The organism is Acinetobacter sp. AB03 (assembly GCF_058107045.1).
Window position 1 is genome coordinate 2928770 of the sequence record NZ_JBUEBA010000002.1, and the last position, 19113, is coordinate 2947882.

At 43.2% G+C, this 19113-nt stretch carries 12 protein-coding genes; 3 read left to right on the forward strand and 9 right to left on the reverse strand.

The features are described from left to right. Positions 1–1517: hypothetical protein (locus ACY3FQ_RS14720; RefSeq protein WP_489774280.1), on the forward strand; the 1517-nt coding region annotated here is incomplete at its 5' end. A 77-nt stretch (positions 1518–1594) separates the two neighbouring features. After that, positions 1595–2746, forward strand: coding sequence for a hypothetical protein (locus tag ACY3FQ_RS14725; protein WP_279045292.1), 1152 nt, complete (start codon positions 1595–1597; stop codon positions 2744–2746). Between the two features lie 180 nt (positions 2747–2926). On the opposite strand, the gene htpG is transcribed toward ACY3FQ_RS14725, so the two are convergent. The 5 genes from htpG to ACY3FQ_RS14750 all read right to left on the reverse strand — a co-directional run bounded on the left by htpG (position 2927) and on the right by ACY3FQ_RS14750 (position 8725). Further along, the gene (gene htpG / locus ACY3FQ_RS14730) at positions 2927–4846 is read right to left on the reverse strand and encodes a molecular chaperone HtpG (protein ID WP_287166388.1); all 1920 of its coding nucleotides are present in this window, start codon (positions 4844–4846) and stop codon (positions 2927–2929) included. 99 nt (positions 4847–4945) lie between these two features. After that, complete coding sequence (locus ACY3FQ_RS14735) at positions 4946–5290, reverse strand: lysozyme inhibitor LprI family protein (protein WP_279045295.1); 345 nt, start codon at positions 5288–5290, stop codon at positions 4946–4948. Positions 5291–5450: 160 nt separating this feature from the next. Further along, positions 5451–6053 (reverse strand): OmpW/AlkL family protein, encoded by a 603-nt coding sequence (locus tag ACY3FQ_RS14740; RefSeq protein ID WP_201953338.1) that lies wholly within the window; start codon positions 6051–6053, stop codon positions 5451–5453. A gap of 315 nt (positions 6054–6368) precedes the next feature. Further along, complete coding sequence (locus tag ACY3FQ_RS14745; RefSeq protein WP_004978663.1) at positions 6369–7739, reverse strand: Na+/H+ antiporter family protein; 1371 nt, start codon at positions 7737–7739, stop codon at positions 6369–6371. Positions 7740–7840: 101 nt separating this feature from the next. Beyond that, entirely contained in the window at positions 7841–8725 is an 885-nt protein-coding gene (locus tag ACY3FQ_RS14750; RefSeq protein ID WP_201953335.1) for an alpha/beta fold hydrolase, read from the reverse strand. Between the two features lie 116 nt (positions 8726–8841). On the opposite strand from ACY3FQ_RS14750, the gene ACY3FQ_RS14755 reads away from it, so the two are divergent. Then, on the forward strand, positions 8842–9327 hold the full coding sequence (locus ACY3FQ_RS14755; RefSeq protein WP_004978660.1) for a DUF4442 domain-containing protein: 486 nt from the start codon (positions 8842–8844) through the stop codon (positions 9325–9327). Positions 9328–9375: 48 nt separating this feature from the next. On the opposite strand, the gene ACY3FQ_RS14760 is transcribed toward ACY3FQ_RS14755, so the two are convergent. The 4 genes from ACY3FQ_RS14760 to rpoB form a co-directional block, all read right to left on the reverse strand. Then, positions 9376–9732, reverse strand: coding sequence for a YMGG-like glycine zipper-containing protein (locus ACY3FQ_RS14760; RefSeq protein WP_201953333.1), 357 nt, complete (start codon positions 9730–9732; stop codon positions 9376–9378). A gap of 149 nt (positions 9733–9881) precedes the next feature. Further along, the gene (locus ACY3FQ_RS14765; RefSeq protein WP_279043139.1) at positions 9882–10421 is read right to left on the reverse strand and encodes a hypothetical protein; all 540 of its coding nucleotides are present in this window, start codon (positions 10419–10421) and stop codon (positions 9882–9884) included. Positions 10422–10589: 168 nt separating this feature from the next. Next, positions 10590–14789 (reverse strand): DNA-directed RNA polymerase subunit beta', encoded by a 4200-nt coding sequence (gene rpoC, locus ACY3FQ_RS14770; RefSeq protein WP_201702254.1) that lies wholly within the window; start codon positions 14787–14789, stop codon positions 10590–10592. A gap of 158 nt (positions 14790–14947) precedes the next feature. Beyond that, on the reverse strand, positions 14948–19036 hold the full coding sequence (gene rpoB, locus ACY3FQ_RS14775) for a DNA-directed RNA polymerase subunit beta (protein ID WP_010325733.1): 4089 nt from the start codon (positions 19034–19036) through the stop codon (positions 14948–14950). Between the last annotated feature and the right edge of the window lie 77 nt (positions 19037–19113).

The window sequence follows — 19113 nt, forward strand, 5'->3', positions numbered from 1 at the left end:
TTGCAGAAGTTGCAGAAGTTGCAGAAGTTGCAGAAGTTGCAGAAGTTGCAGAAGTTGCAGAAGACCAGTTTATCGTCCCTATTACAACAACATTCGAGGAAAAAACTGACATAGGGCATGCACAGGACAATGTAGTTACCGATGCTTTTGTTTTCACGGGTATTGAGCTTTTAAGCATTGCTACAGATGATACATCGGCTGAACGAACCCAAGAGTCTGAGTCAGACTTCCTCGAAGTCAGCCAAGATTCTGGTCTGGTTTTATCTAAGGCTGAAGCAGCGCTTCATTTCAATACGGAAATACAACTTCCATTTGACTGTGCCCCAAATGCAACTCAAATTGAAGGAACTGAACTCCGGTCTTTTAAAGAAAACACTGTAGAAGATGTCGTCCCAATCAATGCTATTAAACTAAGTATCAAACAAGATAAGGAACCTGAAAATCAGCTCGATATCGTACAAACAGATTTAGAGCCTCAACCTGAAGTATTAGCAGAAAATCATTTGATTCTCAAAAATCAGCCTCTTTTAAGTGATGAGCTATCTCAGCCTCAGGAAGAACTTATCATTGAGACTGCTGCAGTCATTCGATTTGAACTCAAGCCAAGTACGTCTATTTCAACGCTTGCCATTCAGGACTTTATCCAAAGGCAGGCAATCTTAGCTGAACCACAAGATGTAGATATTTCATCTGAATCTCAACAGCAAGATCCACTTGAAAGCGAGGTGACAGCACCATGCCCTGTTTTGCAGGATAGCCATACAGAAAATTCAGAAGCATCAGCTACTGCTGCGCAACCCATACTGCCCACACAGATTCATTTGGGGCAATATCAAGCGAAATTGTGCACGCTGCATCAACCAAATTTAGATCCTAAGCTCTATGGCCTCGACATTTCAGGGCACACTGAGATCGGTCAAAATATCGATTTTCTGATCCACAGCGACCAACTCGATCACTGGTTGGACTATCCCATCTATTTGGCAGAACAGACCCAGCAGCACGGAGAGTTTATTAAGTATTTGGCTCTATTCGGTGCTGACAGTCCCACGGAAGCCATTCGCCTGAGCCAACAATTTGCCCAGAGTGGTCAGCATCAAGTCGCAGCCATCCGCGAAATTGTATGGGACCAGCTACAAAGTCATATGCATGATGCATTTTCGATTTTTCAGCTGTATACCCAACAGGCCAAACTGGTATGGCATATTGAAGACTATCATCCATTTATTCTGGCCGATCTACTCAATAGCCGTAAATTCATCCAGTTTGAAGAAAGCTCCGCGGACGCAAATACGCCCATTTTAGTGTTAAAAGAACGACAAAAAATTCGAGTAATTCATGGTCAGAAGCGGGTTGAACTCTCACGTACCGAGATCGCGTATCCGTGCTTGGTCTTAGACCGACAGCACGGCATCAGTTGGCAACTGATTCAAAATACGATTTCTACTTTGCCTGAACCTATCACTGTGTTTCAATTATTTGATTCTATTCAAAAACAACTTGGCAGCGAGTTGTAGAGTTTTGTATTTTCTACTTGTGTTCTTATGTGAAATTTACAACACTAAAACATCGAAGAACAATAAAGTACGAAAGCATGCTAAGAACTCAACATGTGGGATCCATCTCTTTATTTTTCTGCCTAAGTTTAGGTACATACGTCAACGTGGCTTGGGCGGAAAGCAATACCAACATCACACAACATTTTGTGCCACCTCACGACGTGGCTGAAATTGACAAAATCGCATCGCCCCCCAAAGGTAGTGGACTTTTATATCAAATTCCACAGTGGATTGACTCACTTCCAACCGTTCTACCTGAAGAATCGGACGAGCTGATTGTGCCCACGACTGATCTCACTGAAGAACGCACATGGGTCGACCGCCAGCAAAAAGAAGTTCGAAACTGGGCAGACCGAACAGCCGCCAAAATGGACAATTGGTTTGGTGAAACTGATCCTAAAAAACCGGCCACAGCCACCTTACGGGTCTTGGTCGATAACCGCTGGAATAAACATGATGAATACGATGTAAAACCACGTATTCGAGGTCGAGTCAAACTTCCAACTTTAGAACATAAACTCAGTGTGGTGTTTGGGGATGACTCATTAGATAACGAACTGCAAAACAATGTTGCAATTACCAATGAAAATCCACCCAGTGCGAATAACGATAAAACATTTGATCGCCGCCAAACCCGTGATGCCAATAGTTCAATAGCATTAAGATGGTCACAATTGTCAGATCGCCTACCTTTTGAAACTGATTTCGACTTGGGGGTCCGTTCAGGGGATGATATCTATGCGCGGATCGAGTTATCGAAAGAATGGAAACTCGACAATGATTTTCGTGCTTATGCTGAACAGATTTACCGTTATGGTATCGACAGTGAAAATTACTTACGTACCAACCTAGAGCTGACGCATGCACGACCCAATCAGCCATTTTTATCCAATCAGTTCAGTCTGACCTATGCAGACGATCAAGATGATGATCTGCTCTGGGATAACTATAGCTTTAGACAACACCAATTCTTTCATGGCAATCGTTTTAACTACGGCATTTACACTGGTGGTTTCTACAACAACGATGACCTGCGCTTGAACCGTTGGGGGCCTTTTGTCTCGTGGCGTCAACCCTTCTTACGCGAGTGGTTTTATATCCAAGGCGATTTAAATTATTTTAACGATCACCGTGAAGACCGCAGCCATTACGTCAGTGCCTTGGTCCGTTTTGAGGCTTTATTTTAATGATATGGTGAATCTTTAAGCTGAACTGTGGATAAGTTCTCACTTATCCACGGATATCCACATCAGCTTCTTTTCCGCCAATTAAATCGATGCGTTCAACAGATATTAAGGTGCTTGCCCCAATGGGTTGACATAAAAAAGCCTATCTTAACGATAGGCTTTCTTTAAACATATAATGGTTTATTGAAGCAATAAGCTGTTAATCCGTTTGATATATTCGGCAGGATCATCAGGTAAGCCGCCTTCAGCAATCAGCGCTTGGTCAAAAATTACATTGGCCAAGTCATCAAACTGTGCCGAATTTTCTAATTTTCTTACCAATGGATGCTCTGGGTTAATTTCCAAAATTGGCTTGCTTTCAGGTACGGCCTGACCCGCTTGTTGCAGCATACGAATCAGTTGTGGAGAAAGTTCTCCCTCACCTGTCACCAAGCATGCAGGTGAATCGACCAAACGTGTGGTCACACGTACTTCTTTGGTCTTGGCTTTCAATGAGTCAGACAGTTTTTCAACCACAGGTTTAAACTGCTCTGCGGCTGCTTCAAGTGCTTTCTTCTCTTCGGCATCTTGTAAATCACCTAAGTCGACTGCACCTTTGGCCACGTTTTGCATTGGTGTGCCATCAAACTCATGTACAAATTCCATTGCCCATTCATCGACACGGTCTGCCATGAGTAAGACTTCAATTCCTTTTTTCTTAAACAGCTCAAGTTGTGGCGAGTTCTTCGCAGCATTGAGACTGTCTGCAGTCACATAGTAAATCGCTTTTTGCCCCTCAGGCATACGCGCTTTATAGTCCTGCAAAGAAGTGCTCACCGCATCATTGTTTGAAGTTGAGAAGCGTAAAAGTTTTAAAATACGCTCACGGTTACCAAAGTCTTCACCTAAACCTTCTTTCAACACTGAACCAAATTCACGGTAGAAGGTTTTGAACTTCTCTTGATCTTTTTCATCTTCCGATTTGGCTAAAGCATCCAGCATCGTCAATACACGGCGTGCATTCCCTTCACGAATAGTTTTCACATCACGGCTTTCTTGTAACAACTCACGACTGACATTCAGTGGTAAATCAGCACTATCGACCACCCCTTGGACAAAGCGTAAATAGTTTGGAATCAAATTATCCGCGTCATCCATAATGAAGACACGTTTTACATAGAGCTTAATCCCCGCTTTGGCTTCACGGGTAAAGATATTCGCCGCAGCTTTGCTCGGTACATACAACAGCTGTGTATATTCGGTACTGCCTTCGACGCGGTTATGCGCCCATGCCAGTGGTGCTTCAAAGTCATGGCTGAGATTCTTATAAAACTCGACGTACTGCTCTTCAGTCACTTCATTTTTATTACGTGTCCACAGAGCGCTGGCTGAGTTGATCGCTTCCCATTCATCTATTTTTACATACTGACCCGGTTTTGGCTCTTCACCTTCGACCGCTTCTTCTTGCTGCCAAACCTCTTTTTGCATCTCAATCGGCAGGCTAATGTGATCTGAGTATTTATTGATAATTTGCTTCACTTTATGCGACTGTAAATAGTCCAACGCATCTTCACGCAAATGTAAAATAATATCGGTCCCGCGGCTGTCTTTGTGGATCTGCTCGACTTCGAACTCACCCGTGCCCGCACTGACCCAACGTACCGCCTGATCAGCATCCACACCTGCACGGCGTGATTCTACGGTAATTTTGTCAGCCACAATAAAGCCTGAGTAGAAACCGACACCAAACTGACCAATCAGTTGTGCATCTGATTTTTGGTTACCTGTAAGCTTAGACATAAAGTCCTTGGTTCCAGACTTAGCAATCGTACCTAAGTGGTCAATCGCTTCTTGTTCAGTTAAACCAATCCCATTATCTGAAATGGTCAGTGTTTGATTGGCTTCATCAAAGCTGACGCGCACATGTAGGTCTGGGTCATTTTCATAATATTCAGGATGATTAATGCCTTCAAAACGCAATTTATCGCAGGCATCGGACGCATTTGAGATCAATTCACGTAGGAAAATGTCAGGATTCGAATACAGTGAGTGCGTCACTAAATGTAATAGCTGAGCCACTTCAGCTTGGAAACTATGTTTATGTGCGTTTTGCTCGCTCATCAATCGCTCCTTAATGTATTAAGTCTTATAGAGAATGCTTAATGAATTGGAGTGAGCGATACGTTTTTCAATAGCAATCGCAAGTTTTTTTGCTTTTTTTTAAAATGGGCCCTGACGGTTAATACGATCTAAATGTAGTTCTAACTGCTGCTGGCGCATTTTATACACATCCATAAGGCAACTTTGTGAATCACCACAACGGTCACGGAGACTCAACCACTTCACTTGCTCATCCTGAATCATGCCACGTGTCCCCATCGGAACAAGACGTTTTAAAATGGTATAAGTGGTGGCCATTTTCACATCGGCGTCATTGATTTGGCGATACTCACAAATCGCATGTTCTGTCGTCGTTTTTGCTTTATCACAATTAAAACTTGCTGCTTGAGCATGCATGCTCCAAGCCAAACTACACACTAAACCAATCCCGAGCATAGCTTTCATTTTTATAACTCTCTTATTCTGTTTCTATCCATTCTATAGATGATTTTCTTTTAATACTGAATCATCGTGATTTATTTCAACGTTGACCACTATTTAACTTTAGTCTTTGCATAAAAAAACCCCATCATCGATGAGGTTCTTAAAAAGCTACTTTTGATTATTAAAATTTGTAGCTATAACCTAGGGTATAAATCACTGGATCGATATCTAATTTAAAGTTTTCAACCACAGTTTCAACTTTTGGGTTTAAGTCCGCATAACGAACATCGACAAACACACCCCAGTTTTTCGCATCAGCAGGTTGGTAATTAAAACCAAGTTGTGCAGCGTAGCCGTAGTCGTCTTTGACTTTAACTTTAGTTCCTGCAAGTACACCTGAAGTTTCTTCATCCCAAGCAATAAATGCTGTTGCACCGACACCAATATAAGGCGTGAAACCTGTTGAATTTTTAAAGTTATATTTTGCAGTCACTGTTGGCGGCAAATGCTTAAGTTTTACAGCATTGCTACCATTTACTGTCACGTCATGGCTAATTGGCGTCGCCAATAGCAGCTCTGCAGAAATATTGTCATTAAAGAAATATTCAACCGATGGCGTAAACGCGAGTTCGCTATCTGCTTCAACCGTTAATGTACCATTCGCAATTTTCGTGTCCTGCGTTGGCGCAATTGCAGATCCACCGACTTTGACTTGCCATTGACCTGCCATTGCAGCAGATGCAGAAAGACCCATTAATGTAATTAGAGCAATTTGCTTCAACATTTCAAACAACCTCTGTTTGTAAAATAATTAATATAAAAATCAACATTAACTCATCATAAACAAGAGTGTAATTAATATGCAATTATAATAATAATGTATTTTAAATGCTATTTTTAAGTGATTGTTTATAATTGATTTAAATATTAAATACACTGTTTTAGTTGGTTTTAAATTAATAACGAAAAATCAAAATAAATATATTTTAATTCCAACCTTTTTAATCCGAATTAACATTATAAACCCGATTATTTTAATCTGAATAAATAATAAAAAAGGCGATTTAAAATCGCCTTCTTATAATAATTGGAGGGTAAATTACAAAACCATGGCCGCAATCCAACCAAAAATCATGAGTGGAATATTAAAGTGAATAAAGGTCGGGATCACACTGTCTTTCATGTGATCATGCTGACCATCCATGTTCAAACCCGAAGTCGGTCCCAAAGTGGAGTCAGAAGCTGGAGAACCCGCATCACCAAGTGCCGCAGCCGTACCAATAATCGCAATGGTTGCCGCTGGACTGAAACCAAACTGGATACACAAAGGCACATAAATAATTGCTAAAATTGGAATGGTAGAGAACGAAGAACCGATTCCTAAAGTAATCAGTAAGCCAATCAATAGCATCCAAAATGCAGCGAGTCCTTGGCTAGAACCAATCCATTGCACTGATGCTTCTACCAATGCTGGCACTTGATTGGTCGCAGAAATAACAGATGCAAAACCTTGTGCTGCAATCATAATGAAACCAACTAATGCCATCATTCGCATACCGCTAATAATCACATCATCTGCTTCTTTCCATTTAAAAATGCCCGCACAGCTCAAAATCGCAACACCAACCAGACCAGCTAAAATCATGGAATCTGATGCAATTTGTACCCAAAGCGTAGCAACTACCGCAATGAGAGCCATAGATAACGTAAACTTTGAAATTTCAGGTTTAGACTTCTCACCCGTGATATCAAGTTCAGAAGAAATACTTTGCTGCACTGGTTCCACATGTACTTCTTCGTATACACGTTTCTTACGGTAACTAAAGAATACAGCAACCAATAAACCGACAAACATGCCAAAAACAGGAATGGCCATTGCTGAAGGGATATCGGCATAATTGATTTTAAAGCCGTAGGGTTGCCCGAAAGTATTAATGTTTTGACCTAAGATGTCATTCAGGAAAATCGCACCAAATCCAAATGGTACTAGCATATAAGTGGCAACCAAGCCAAAGGTTAGAACACAAGCAATTAGTCGACGATCTAACTGAAGATGGTTAAACACACTTAATAAAGGAGGAATCAGGACTGGAATAAACGCAATATGCACAGGAATGACGTTTTGTGAACAAATGGCTGCTAACGCGACGGTTATAAAAATCAGATATTTAACCCGATTTTGTGCCTTTTCATTGCTCGAACCTTTCAATGTTTTAATAAGCTTATAGGCCAACAAGTCAGGTAAACCTGAGCGTGCCAAAGCCAAAGCAAATGCACCTAAGACCCCGTAAGCCAACGCAATTTTTGCGCCGCCCCCAAGCCCATTGTTAAATGCTTCGAGGGTGCCGTGTAGCCCTAAACCAGCCAATAAACCACCTGTGACAGCACCAATAATTAATGCAAATACTACAGGCACACGAGCTAATGAAAGTCCAAACATGACCCCAATAGCGGCAAGAATTGCGAACATAGTGAAAAGAGTGACTTGGAAGAAAGGCGCATTTTATCAGAAAATAACCAAAAAATTCTGCCCTTACAGGTCGCTAGCGCCTTTCTCTTTCACAGATCATTTCAGCTAGCTTCAACACAACGCCAGTTTTGAACAAACCTTTTGATTTCTTTAGCAATTACCTCTGGCTGGCTCAAGATTGCCCAATGGTTGGCATTCACATTCACCCGTTGAAAATCCTCGACCCACTTCGGCATTTCATCGATTAACGCTGGACTTACAAACTGATCTTGCTCCAACACAATCGCTTGTACGGGACAAATTGCAAAGCGTTCCCGAGGTTTCGTCAGACGTGGGATAAAGTTCGCGCGGTAGAGCGCAACCCCGTGCTTACCATCGGCAGCAATGTGATGATTCAGCGGTAAGTCTGAACGTCCTTCTAAACGCGATAAAACTTTGCCCCAATGCTCAGGACTAAAAAACTGCCATACGCTTGGTGCCAGAAAAGGCAACTGAAAGGCCGCAATGTACCAAGACTTCGTTAATTGCTTAAAAAATTGAGGCTTGTATTGTGTGAACTGTTCACGCATCCAAAATGCGGCATGGTCTAAGCATGGGCCTGAAATAGTGGTAAATGACAGCATACGCTCTCTAAATTTTGGCTCAGTCGCGGACTCCCATGACTGAATCGACCCCCAGTCATGCGCAACCAGATGAAAGCTACGCTGCGGAATCACACTATTCACCACACTTTCCAAATCTAGCGATAGCTGAGGCAAGGCATAGGCCCATGTAAGACGCGGCACACTCGACATCCCTGCACCGCGAACGTCATAGGTCACAATATAATAATCTTGCACCAGATGCCCAATCACAGGCTCCCAGACCTCTTGATTATCTGGATAGCCATGCACCAAGACCAGCACAGGATTGTTCGCATTGCCCCATGTTTTCACATAAAGTCTTTGCTGATCTGTAGTTTGTACCCAGTAACTTTGCTGCTCCATATTCAGCTCCTTATTGTTATTGACTGTTTTTTATACTTTACTGGCAAAACGATCAATGCCAATTGATTTGATCTTCTCTAGTATGGATAGAAGTTCATCAGATACCATTGACCGAAATGAGCATTTTAAAAAAACTTGTGACACAGCCAATTGTCGCGAAATACTTTCTCAATCATTTTGCTCCCTTTAAAGGTGCAGGGATTCAAATTGAAAAATTTGACCTTAAACACTACCACATTCGCGTCAAAATGCCCCTGACTCGACAAAACCGAAACATTGTCGGCGTACATTTTGGCGGGAGCTTATATGCAATGGTCGATCCTTTTTATATGACCCTGCTGATGCATCACTTAGGCAATAAGTATATTGTCTGGGACAAAGCAGCCTCTATCCAATTTCTCAGCCCAGGGCGCAGTACAGTCTATGCAGACTTTCATCTTGATGCCCAAGAAATCGCGACTGTGAAACAACTGGCCGACAACTATGCCCCCGTACATCGTATTTATACCTTAAATATTTACGATGAAGCTGGCATTCGAATTGCCGAAGTGGAAAAGACTTTATATATCCGTCGTAAAAAACCTAAACCAGCACAGCTATAAAAAAAGCACTTCCATGAAGTGCTTTTTTTGAAATTTGAACTTAAAACATTATTTACGTTCTTCAATTGCAGCGCCTGCACCACCGCCGATGGCACCACCAATGGCTGCGCCGGTATTACCACCAAACACGCTTTTACCCACTGCTGAACCAATCGCACCGCCAACACCACTGTAGGTTGCACTACGGTTTGAGCCACCTTGAGTTTTACTGCCCACAGCTGCACCAGCACCGCCACCAATGGCTGCACCTACACCGCCACCGAGGCTATTCCCCGCAGCACCACCTACTGCACCGCCTAAAGCCGCTGTCCCAATACGTTGCTCAGAAGCGCTCATATTTTCACAACCTGCCAACAGCATCGTCGAAAGAGATGCCACTGCAATAATGCTCATATACTTTTTCATGAGATTTGTCCTTATTGGCTATTTCTTACAGCATAAAAGATCAGTATGAACTTAAAACTCGTAAAATGTTACGATTACAGCTGCTATTGCTGAAAATTTGTAAGCAAGAAGCCCTCCTTAGAGGGCTTTATACCGTATTCAACTCAAGCTTATTCAGGCTCTTTCACCACAACCACATCTTTGGTGGTGGTGCCATTTTCTTGGAGCACCGCACGCGTCACACTTTCTTTACTGTTTGGATCTTTCACTTGATCCAGTTTCAGCTCCTTACGTACAGGATGCTGCCCTTTCTTAAACTCAATCCCTTGTGCATCAACTTGCTTACCTTCTGCAAGGACAACACCACCTTGACTCAAGGTCGATTTCACTTCAACTTTGGATGTCGGAACAATCACGCTACCCTTTTGCACAATCGGTGCCGACATTTTTTTATCTGAAAATTGGCTGGCATTTTCCTCGAGAACCACTTCACGTGCCACAATATCTTTACCGCCATTTTTCACTTCAAAAATAGTCGCTTCGGTCGTCCGCACTGGGGCTTGACCCGCGACACTGCGAATAATCTGTGTTTTGACAATCGGTACAACAGCCTTATCCTCCACGGTGATGGTATTCGGCATCGGTGCTGCCATCGTTTGGCTCACAAATGCGAAGATGCTTAAGCCCAATAGTTTTGATGTCAATTTCATGTGGAACCACCTCTATTTTTTAATCGTTAATGAAGTAAGGAGATTTGTGTACTTATATTTTTAATATAGGAAAAATGTGAAATTTATAAAAGCTTAAATCCTCTTTTGTAACAAAAGGACAAAAAAAAGCCACTCGAAGGTGGCTTTTTCACGCGTTTAAAGGGCTAATTATAGACCGTTAAACTCATCGCTAAATGCTTGGCTTAATGCTTGATCCACATCAGAGAAGTCATTTACAAGCTCATGCTCTGCAGCTTCAGCTTCTTGACGACGACGCTCTAAGTGATACGCAAGACCAGTACCTGCAGGAATCAAACGACCTACAACTACGTTCTCTTTCAAGCCACGTAAATCATCTTCTTTACCTGTTACAGCCGCTTCAGTTAACACACGTGTAGTTTCCTGGAACGATGCAGCAGAGATGAACGAGTCAGTAGACAACGATGCTTTGGTAATACCCATCAATTGACGTTCAAACTTCGCAGGGAACTTGTTTTGCGCAAGAACAGCTTGGTTCTCTTGCATCACGCGGATGTAATCCACTTGCTCGCCTTTGATGAAGCTTGTATCACCGCCATCAGTGATATCAACTTTACGCAACATTTGACGTACGATCACTTCAATGTGCTTGTCGTTGATTTTTACACCTTGCAGACGGTATACGTCTTGAACTTCGTTCACGATGTAGTTGGTCAGCGCAACTTCGCCTTTCAAGCGTAGGATGTCATGTGGGTTTTGTGGACCATCAGAAACAGTCTCACCACGGTTCACATGTTCGCCTTCGAACACGTTCATGGTACGCCATTTTGGAATCAGTTCTTCGTAAATCTCAGAACCATCATCTGGAGTAATCACTAAACGGTTCTTACCTTTAGTCTCTTTACCAAAGCTTACAACACCTGAAATTTCAGCAAGAATCGCATGCTCTTTCGGTTTACGTGCTTCGAACAAGTCAGCTACACGCGGTAGACCACCGGTAATGTCACGCGTACGTGAAGTTTCTTGTGGTACACGACCAATAACGTCACCCACACCAATTGTTTCGCCATCACGGACAGAAAGAATCGTGTTTTGTGGTAGGAAGTAGAACTGCTCATCACCATCAGTCGTATCAAGAACAACCGCAGGACGTAAATCTTTACCAGACGCAGGACGTGCAGTCACAGGTAAGATTTCAATCGTCGTCATACCCGTTGCATCATCAGTTTTAGAGGTAACAGTTACGCCATCAGCGATTTGGCTGAAACGTACTTTACCTGCAACTTCTGTTACAAGTGGGTGTGTGTGCGGATCCCAAGTCGCCACAATACCGCCAGCTTCTACAGCTTCGCCATCTTTCAACAAGATAGACGCACCGTATGGCAGTTTATAACGCTCACGCTCACGACCTAAATCATCCGCAATACCGATTTCGCCTGAACGAGAAGTCGATACCAAGTGTCCTTTGGCATGTTGTACTGTTTTCACATTGTGGAAACGTACAGTACCTTTGTTACGTACTTGTACGCTGTTTGCAGCAGACGTTCGGCTTGCAGCACCACCTACGTGGAAGGTACGCATTGTTAACTGTGTACCCGGCTCACCAATCGATTGTGCAGCCATAACACCCACAGACTCACCAGGGTTCACCTGATGACCACGTGCAAGGTCACGACCATAACATTTCGCACATACGCCGAATGTAGATTCACACGCAACCACTGAACGTACTTTAACTTCATCGACACCTTGCTCTTCTAGGAAGTTTGCAAGTTTCTCATCAATCAAAGTGTTACGTGGCAGGATAATGTCATCAGAACCTGCTTTCTTCACATCTTCAGCAACAACACGGCCCAGTACTCGAGTACCTAAGTTCTCGATCACGTCACCGCCTTGAATGAACGGAGTCATTACAAGACCGCCCAAAGTACCACAGTCAGGCTCAGTAATAACCAAGTCTTGCGCTACGTCTACAAGACGACGTGTCAAGTAACCAGAGTTCGCTGTTTTCAGTGCTGTATCGGCCAAACCTTTACGTGCACCGTGTGTTGAAATGAAGTACTGAAGTACTGTCAAACCTTCACGGAAGTTGGCTTTAATCGGGGTTTCAATGATCGAACCATCTGGTTTCGCCATCAAACCACGCATACCCGCTAACTGACGAATCTGAGCTGCCGAACCACGGGCACCTGAGTCAGACATCATATAGATCGAGTTGAATGATTTTTGCTTCTCATCTTCACCCTGTTTGTTTTTAACAGTGGTAAAAGACAAGTTGTCCATCATCGCTTTCGCTACTTGGTCATTCGTACGTGCCCAAATATCGACAACTTTGTTATAACGTTCGCCAGCAGTTACGAAACCTTGTTCGAACTGTTGCTCAATTTCACGAACTTCAATTTCTGCTTTTTCAATAATTGAGTACTTCGCAGGTGGAATCACCATGTCTTCCATACCTACCGATACGCCTGAACGTGTCGCTTGACGGAAACCTAAGTACATCAATTGGTCCGCAAAGATCACGGTATCTTTAAGACCTAATTTACGGTAGCAAGAGTTAATCAATTTAGAGATGTTTTTCTTGGTCATCTCAACGTTGATTTGTTGGAAATCCATACCCTCTGGCACAACTTCCCAAAGTAAGCAGCGACCTGGTGTGGTATCCACAACAATAGTTTGCTGCTCACGGTTACCATTTTCATCAATCACAGTCTGGTGTACACGTGCTTTTACGCGAGCGTGTAAATTTACCTGACCTGTTGCAAGTGCACGGTTAACTTCGTGAGTATCTGCAAACACCATGCCTTCACCTTTGGCATTGATCGCATCACGAGTGATGTAATACAAGCCTAAGACAACGTCCTGAGACGGTACGATGATTGGCTCACCGTTCGCTGGAGACAAGATGTTGTTGGTCGACATCATTAACGCACGCGCTTCTAACTGCGCTTCAAGTGTTAATGGTACGTGTACCGCCATTTGGTCACCATCGAAGTCGGCGTTAAACGCAGCACAAACGAGTGGGTGAAGACGGATTGCTTTACCTTCAATCAGGATCGGTTCAAATGCTTGCAGACCCAAACGGTGAAGTGTAGGCGCACGGTTCAACATCACTGGGTGTTGACGAATCACGTGAGCAAGAACGTCCCAAACTTCTGGCGTTTCGCGCTCAACCATTTTCTTCGCAGCTTTAATGGTTGTTGCTTGGCCAGATGCTTGTAGTTTCGCGAAAATGAATGGCTTGAATAATTCAAGTGCCATTTTCTTCGGAAGACCACATTGGTGCAAACGTAAAGTAGGACCTACAGTAATTACCGAACGACCTGAATAGTCAACACGCTTACCAAGTAAGTTTTGACGGAAACGACCTTGTTTACCTTTGATCATGTCAGCCAAAGATTTAAGAGGACGCTTGTTCGAACCCGTGATTGCACGACCACGACGACCGTTGTCTAACAATGCATCTACAGACTCTTGTAACATACGTTTTTCATTACGTACGATAATGTCTGGCGCTGCAAGGTCAAGAAGACGCTTCAAACGGTTGTTACGGTTGATCACACGACGGTAAAGGTCGTTCAAATCAGAAGTCGCGAAACGACCACCTTCAAGTGGTACTAACGGACGAAGATCTGGTGGAAGTACTGGAAGTACATTCATCACCATCCATTCTGGCTTGTTGTTTGACTCTTTAAACGCTTCCATCAACTTCAAACGCTTAGACGCTTTTTTAAGCTTAGTCTCAGACGTTGTGTTTGGAATTTCTTCACGTAAACGTGAAATTTCGTTTTCAAGATCGATGTCTTTTAACAAGTCTTGAACAGCTTCTGCACCCATTTTCGCAGTGAATTCATCACCGTGTTCTTCTAAAGCGTTGAAGTATTCTTCATCGTTTAAAAGTTGGTATTTCTCAAATGGAGTCATACCTGGGTCAGTTACTACGTAAGATTCGAAATACAATACACGTTCGATATCACGTAAAGTCATGTCTAATAATAGACCGATACGGCTCGGAAGTGATTTTAAGAACCAAATATGTGCAACTGGAGAAGCCAGCTCGATGTGACCCATACGCTCACGACGAACTTTCGCAGTTGTTACTTCAACGCCACATTTTTCACAAATGACGCCTTTGTATTTCATACGCTTGTATTTACCACACAAGCATTCGTAATCTTTGACTGGGCCAAAAATTTTGGCACAGAATAAACCATCACGTTCTGGTTTGAACGTACGATAGTTAATGGTTTCAGGCTTTTTAACTTCACCATGAGACCATGACTTAATCATTTCTGGTGACGCAAGACCAATACGGATGCGATCAAACTCAACTGGAGCATGACCATCTGAATCCGTCTTTTTGCGCATGATATCGAGCAAGTCTTTCAATTTTTTTCTCCGTGTGTTGTGGAGACTTTCACTACACAACTGGGTCACAAATATTGTTTTTTACTGAAATTTGGGAATCTCGAAAAATCCCCCTAAATCCCCCTTTGTAAAGGGGGACTTTCTCCCCTCTTTCTCAAAGAGGGGTTGGGGGAGATTTCTTAGTCACCATTTTTCAGTTCAATGTTGATACCTAAAGAACGGATCTCTTTGGTCAATACGTTGAACGATTCAGGCATACCTGGGTCCATATAATGGTTACCATCTACAATGTTCTTATAGATACGGGTACGACCTTCAACGTCATCCGACTTAACAGTAAGCATTTCTTGAAGCGTGTAAGCTGCGCCATATGCTTCAAGCGCCCAGACCTCCATCTCACCGAAACGCTGACCACCGAATTGTGCTTTACCACCAAGCGGCTGTTGAGTTACTAATGAGTAAGAACCAGTAGAACGCGCGTGCATCTTGTCGTCTACCAAGTGGTTCAGTTTCAACATGTACATGTAACCTACAGTTACAGGACGGTCAAACTGTTCACCTGTACGACCATCATACAATACTGTTTGACCAGTACGTGAAATGTTCGCAAGCTCTAACAAGTCTTTAATTTGTGATTCTTCAGCACCATCGAATACTGGCGTTGCAAGTGGAACACCCGCACGTAAGTTACCCGAAAGCACCAAAATTTCATCATCAGTTAAGCTATCAAGATCTTCTTGCTCGCCACCAACTTTGTTATAAATCTTGTCTAAGAATCCACGAAGCTCAAGTACAGTACGTTGCGCTTTTAACATCTTGTCGATTTCTTCGCCAAGACCTTTCGCTGCCATACCTAAGTGAGTCTCTAGAATCTGACCCACGTTCATACGTGACGGTACACCCAGTGGGTTCAATACGATGTCGACTGGAACACCATTGGCATCGTGCGGCATGTCTTCAACAGGTAAGATGTTAGAAACAACACCCTTGTTACCGTGACGACCCGCCATCTTATCACCCGGTTGGATGCGACGTTTAACAGCCAAGTAAACCTTAACAACTTTCAATACACCTGTTGTTAATTCATCACCTGTAGAAAGTTTGCGTTTTTTCTCTGCAAATTTCTCATCAATTTCAAAGCTCTTCTCTTTCAAGAACACTTGAATTTGAGTTAAACGCTCTGCAATAGCTTCATCAGTCGGTTGGATTTCAAGTAAATCAACCAACTCTAAACCAGACAATACGTCTGCAGAAAGCTTATCGCCACGCTTGGTTGTACCACCACCGTTAGACTCTTGACCTGTCAACAAACGAACAATACGTTCACGTGCTGCTTCTTCGAAGATTTTGTATTCTTCTTTCAAGTCTTTACGGTATGAATCAAGCTGAGCTTTTTCAATTGCTTGAGCACGTTCGTCTTTTTCAAGACCATCACGTGTAAACACTTGAACGTCAATCACTGTACCTTTGGTACCTGATGGAACACGTAAAGATGAGTCTTTTACGTCAGCTGCTTTTTCACCGAAGATTGCACGAAGCAATTTTTCTTCTGGTGTTAACTGCGTTTCACCTTTAGGCGTTACTTTACCTACAAGGATATCGCCAGCAGTCACTTCAGCACCGATATATACGATACCTGATTCATCAAGCTTAGACAGTGCAGCTTCACCCACATTCGGGATATCCGCTGTGATCTCTTCAGCACCTAATTTCGTATCACGTGCAACACATGATAATTCTTGAATGTGAATCGAGGTTAAACGGTCTTCTTGAAGTACACGCTCTGAAAGTAAGATCGAGTCTTCATAGTTGTAACCATTCCACGTCATGAACGCAACGCGCATGTTTTGACCGAGCGCAAGCTCACCGCCATCTGTTGATGGACCGTCAGCCAATACATCGCCACGACCCACTTTATCACCAAGTTTCACAAGAACTTTTTGGTTAATACAAGTGTTTTGGTTCGAACGTGTATATTTGATCAGGTTATAGATATCTACACCTGCCTCGCCTGCAACCATTTCGTCTTCGTTGACACGAATCACGACACGTGAAGCATCGACAAACTCGATACGACCACCACGACCCGCAATCACACACACACCTGAGTCATGCGCTACATTTGCTTCCATGCCTGTACCTACAAGCGGTTTGTCAGCAATCAATGTAGGCACAGCTTGACGCTGCATGTTTGAACCCATCAATGCACGGTTGGCGTCATCGTGTTCAAGGAATGGAATCAGTGATGCCGCAACAGAAACAACCTGCTGTGCAGAAACGTCCATATGCGTCACTTTTTCAGGCGGCATACGTACGAAATCACCTTGGTGACGTACAGAAACAAATTCTTCTGTTAAGTTACCGTCTTTATCTACGCCAGAATCGGCCTGTGCAATCACAGTACCTACTTCTTCAATTGCAGATAAATACTCAACTTCATCCGTTACACGACCATCAACCACTTTACGGTATGGTGTTTCTAAGAAACCGAAATTGTTACATTTCGCATAAACAGAAAGCGAGTTGATCAAACCAATGTTTGGACCTTCCGGCGTTTCAATTGGACATACACGACCGTAGTGAGTTTGGTGTACGTCACGTACCTCAAAGCCTGCACGTTCACGTGTCAAACCACCAGGACCAAGCGCCGATACACGACGTTTGTGCGTAATCTCAGACAATGGGTTGTTTTGGTCCATGAACTGAGATAATTGGCTTGAACCAAAGAATTCTTTGATTGCAGCAGCCACTGGTTTCGCATTGATCAAATCTTGCGGAGACAAGTTATCTGTTTCAGCTTGGCTTAAACGTTCTTTAACAGCACGTTCTACACGAACTAGACCAACACGGAATTGGTTTTCAGTCATTTCGCCTACTGAACGTACGCGACGGTTACCCAAGTGGTCGATATCATCGACTTCACCTTTACCGTTACGGATTTCAACCAATGTTTTGAGTACATCAGTGATATCTTCGTTCGACAAAATACCTTCAACTTCACGAGACTTCTGATCCGTACCCACTTCGTAAGGACGACCCAAACGACGGTTGAACTTCATACGACCCACTGGAGAGAGGTCATAACGTTCTGAAGAGAAGAATAAGTTATTGAATAAGTTTTCAGCCGCTTCTTTCGTTGGTGGCTCGCCTGGACGCATTACTTTGTAGATTTCTACCAATGCTTCTTCACGACCTGTCGTGGTGTCGGCACGTAAAGTATCTGCAACGAATGAACCACGATCGATGTCATTGGTGAATAGAATGTTAAATTGTTTAACACCACCTTCAGCCAATTTCACCATCACTTCATGGCTTAACAAGGTATTAGCTGCAATCACATCACCATCTTTAAGTGGGATGTCTTCCGCAGTAATGCGCTCGTACAAGTACTCATCTGGCACAGAAAGCTTTTCTAGGCCAGCAGCTTCCATTTGACGCACATGACGCGCGTTGATACGCTTGCCTTGCTCAACAATGGTTTTGCCATCATTGTCTACGATGTCAAATTGTGCCATTTCGCCACGCAAGCGTTCTGGAACAAGGTCAATCTGGTAGCTACCCATGTCTAGGTATACAGGCACTTTTTCATAGAACAAGTCTAAGATTTGCGCATTGTTATAACCCAAAGCACGAAGAACCACAGTCGCGAGTAATTTACGACGACGGTCAATACGCACAAATACAAGGTCTTTTGCGTCAAATTCAAAGTCTAACCATGACCCACGGTAAGGAATAATACGTGCAGAATAAAGCACTTTACCACTAGAGTGGGTTTTGCCTTTATCGTGGTCAAAGAACACGCCTGGTGAACGGTGTAATTGAGATACGATTACACGCTCAGTACCATTAATAACGAATGTACCGTTATCGGTCATGAGTGGCATTTCACCCATGTACACTTCTTGCTCGCGCACGTCTTTAATTGATTTAGTTTCGCGATCTTTTAAGATCAAACGAATTTTTACGCGCATTGGTGCTGCATAAGTTGAGCCACGAAGAATACATTCGCGTACATCAAACTCAGGCTTACCAAGACTATACTCAACAAATTCTAAAGCAGCATTGCCAGAATAACTTTCTATAGGAAAAACTGAACGAAACGCGGCTTGCAGACCGATATCTTCGCGGTTTTTTGGTGATTTGCCATCTTGTAAAAATGTTCTGTACGAGTCGACTTGAATCGCGAGCAAGTACGGAGCATCCATAACACTAGGCAATTTACCAAAATTCTTACGGATCCGTTTCTTTTCGGTATATGAGTATGCCATCTGGAGTCCTCGGAAAGTAAACCGAGCCCGCCTGCAGAACGGGCTCAGAAGGAATTACGCAGGCCGATATGGCCACC

Excerpts from the sequence above, each read along its gene's own strand:
- ACY3FQ_RS14725 (WP_279045292.1), top strand. The coding sequence starts at position 1,595 with ATGCTAAGAACTCAACATGTGGGATCCATCTCTTTATTTTTCTGCCTA.
- htpG (WP_287166388.1), bottom strand. The coding sequence starts at position 4,846 with ATGAGCGAGCAAAACGCACATAAACATAGTTTCCAAGCTGAAGTGGCT.
- ACY3FQ_RS14735 (WP_279045295.1), bottom strand. The coding sequence starts at position 5,290 with ATGAAAGCTATGCTCGGGATTGGTTTAGTGTGTAGTTTGGCTTGGAGC.
- ACY3FQ_RS14740 (WP_201953338.1), bottom strand. The coding sequence starts at position 6,053 with ATGTTGAAGCAAATTGCTCTAATTACATTAATGGGTCTTTCTGCATCT.
- ACY3FQ_RS14745 (WP_004978663.1), bottom strand. The coding sequence starts at position 7,739 with ATGTTCGCAATTCTTGCCGCTATTGGGGTCATGTTTGGACTTTCATTA.
- ACY3FQ_RS14750 (WP_201953335.1), bottom strand. The coding sequence starts at position 8,725 with ATGGAGCAGCAAAGTTACTGGGTACAAACTACAGATCAGCAAAGACTT.
- ACY3FQ_RS14755 (WP_004978660.1), top strand. The coding sequence starts at position 8,842 with ATGAGCATTTTAAAAAAACTTGTGACACAGCCAATTGTCGCGAAATAC.
- ACY3FQ_RS14760 (WP_201953333.1), bottom strand. The coding sequence starts at position 9,732 with ATGAAAAAGTATATGAGCATTATTGCAGTGGCATCTCTTTCGACGATG.
- ACY3FQ_RS14765 (WP_279043139.1), bottom strand. The coding sequence starts at position 10,421 with ATGAAATTGACATCAAAACTATTGGGCTTAAGCATCTTCGCATTTGTG.
- rpoB (WP_010325733.1), bottom strand. The coding sequence starts at position 19,036 with ATGGCATACTCATATACCGAAAAGAAACGGATCCGTAAGAATTTTGGT.